General features: G+C 72.7%; 2 protein-coding genes and 1 pseudogene. All 3 read right to left on the minus strand.

The genetic code is table 11. The features are described 5' to 3' along the window. Window positions 1-53: 53 nt before the first annotated feature. Window positions 54-482 carry a universal stress protein gene (locus ACFXA3_RS41285; RefSeq protein ID WP_385196447.1) on the minus strand — a complete coding sequence of 143 codons (429 nt, stop codon included), beginning with the start codon at window positions 480-482 and terminating at the stop codon, window positions 54-56. Window positions 483-516: 34 nt separating this feature from the next. Then, window positions 517-2,025, minus strand: coding sequence for an APC family permease (locus ACFXA3_RS41290; RefSeq protein WP_385196450.1), 1,509 nt, complete (start codon window positions 2,023-2,025; stop codon window positions 517-519). A 10-nt stretch (window positions 2,026-2,035) separates the two neighbouring features. After that, a pseudogene (locus ACFXA3_RS41295) lies at window positions 2,036-2,247 on the minus strand (hypothetical protein); the annotation flags it as partial.

Here is a 2,247-nt window from a genome sequence, read left to right on the forward strand (position 1 = left end):
CGCGGCGCTGTCCCCCCACCCCCCGGGGGGGGGGGGGGCGGGGGCGGGGGCCCCTACTCCCCGGCGCCGCCCTCCGTCGGGACGCACAGCACCGGGACCGGCGACAGGTGCAGCAGTTTGTGCGGGGTCGAGCCGAGCAGAGCGCCGCGCAACGGGCTGTCGCCCCAGCTGCCGACGATGATCACCCGTGCGTGGTGGCGGTCCGCGGCGTCGAGCAGGGCCTGGGCGGGTTTCTCGTCGACGACCTCGACCGTCGAGGGGACGCCCGCCTCGTCGGCGGCCTCGACGGCGTGGGCGAGGGCGCTGCGCCCCGCCTGCCGGACGGCTTCGCGGTGGGCCGCGTACTCCTCCCCGGTGGCGCCGGGCGCGGCGGCGCCGTAGACGAGGACGAGCGGTTCGCCGAAGGCGGTGGCGACTTCGAGGGCCACGCGCAGGGCCCGTTCCGCGCCGGGTGACTCGTCGTATCCCAGGACCACAGACATCGGGGACTCCTTCCGGACCGCACGGACCGCGGGGCTACCGCTTCCTGCCGTGGACGAGTGCCGGATCGACCACGCCCCTGCGCTCCCGCCAGAACCTGCCGTCACGCACCCGCCAGAAACACATGATCAGCACGCCGGCCAGGGCGATCCCGATCCCGATCACCAGCGGCGGGCCGAGCCCGAACCAGGAGACGCCGCTGGCCGAGTTCTCCGGATTCGACATGTCGCCGATCGACTCCTCCAGCAGCCAGGCCAGCATCCCCGCCCCGATCAGCGGCCCGAGGCCGATGAGCAGGAAGTTGTGCAGGTTCTCCAGCAGATGGCGGCGGTAGTAGACGGCGCAGGCCACGCCGGTCAGCGCGTAGTAGAACGCGATGAGCAGGGAGAGCGCCGTCAGCGAGTCCAGGAGCGCGTTCTCGCTGATCTGATTGACGATGAGGTACCAGGCGATGGCGATGCCGGCCACCCACCAGGTGCTGACGTCCGGGGTCCGGAACCGCGGATGGATGTGGGCGAGCGGATGCGGCAGCGCGTGCCGCCGGGCCATGGACAGCGCGGTACGGGAAGCGGGGATGATCGTGGTCTGGGTCGAGGCGAGCGCGGACGTGCACACGGCGAGGAGCACCATCCAGTCCCAGCCGCCCATCACCTCGTGCGCGAGCACGGCGAAGATGGCCTCCTCCTCGCCGGCGTTCGCGGCGAGGAACGCGGTTCCGGCGTATCCGACGACGGCGTACCCGACGGACAGGTAGGTCACCAGCAGCACCACGGTCGACCAGATGCCGGCCTTGCCGGGCGCGGTGGCGGAGTCCTTGACCTCCTCGGTGAGGTTCACCGCGGACTCCCACCCCCAGTAGATGAACACGCCGAGCAGCAGGCCGCCGGTGAGGGCGGCGCCGCCCGCGCCGAACGGGTTGAGCCAGCCGAGGGAGGGTTCGATGGAATCGAGGGTGCTGGTCCCGGCGTAGATCCGGTAGAGCGCGACCACCGCGAAGGCCAGGAGGAAGAAGACCTGGGCGAGGATGAGGACGTCCTGGAGGTGGGCCGACAGTTCGGTGCCGACGACGCAGATGGCCGTCATGGCGAGGATCACGACGACGGCGAGCGTCTGGCGGACCAGCGCGCTGTCCGCCCAGCCGTCGAGCCCGACGGCGAGCAGGCCGAAGTGCACGGCGACGTCGGCGAGCGAGCCGATGACCAGGACGCCGGTCATCGTGATCGCCCAGCCGCCCAGCCAGCCCGCCCACGGGCCCATGGCCCGCGTCACCCAGGAGAACGTCGTCCCGCAGTCCTGGTCGACCTTGTTGAGGTAGTAGAAGGCGGCGGCGATGAGCAGCATCGGGACGAACGACGCCAGCATGACGCCGGGCGCGTAGATCCCGACCAGCGCCACGATGGGCCCGATCACGGCGGCCAGCGAGTAGGCGGGCGAGGTGGAGTTCAGACCGATGACCAGCGCGTCGAGGAAACCGATCGCGTTGTGTTTGAGCTCCCCGTCCGGGATCTCCGCTGGTGCCGCGCCGCCGGCACTGTCCTGGGCCATGTACGCATCGTCATGCACCCGGCGGCGCCGCGCGAGGCGCGTGCTCTGTCCGGGGGCCCTCGCCGCCGCCCTCCGGGGCTGCCCGTGCGTGCCCCGCGGCGAGGCGGCGCAGGGCGAGCGTGCCTGCGACGCCGGGGACGAGGGCGAGCAGCACCGCGGTACGGCCGGCACCGGGCCCGCGGCCGGCGGCCGGGGCGGCGAGGGCCGTCAGGGCCGCGAGGC

The organism is Streptomyces sp. NPDC059456, assembly GCF_042750055.1.
Lineage (GTDB): Bacteria > Actinomycetota > Actinomycetes > Streptomycetales > Streptomycetaceae > Streptomyces.

Coding starts and splice junctions, on each gene's coding strand:
- ACFXA3_RS41290 (WP_385196450.1), bottom strand. CDS start 2,025: ATGGCCCAGGACAGTGCCGGCGGCGCGGCACCAGCGGAGATCCCGGAC.
- ACFXA3_RS41285 (WP_385196447.1), bottom strand. CDS start 482: ATGTCTGTGGTCCTGGGATACGACGAGTCACCCGGCGCGGAACGGGCC.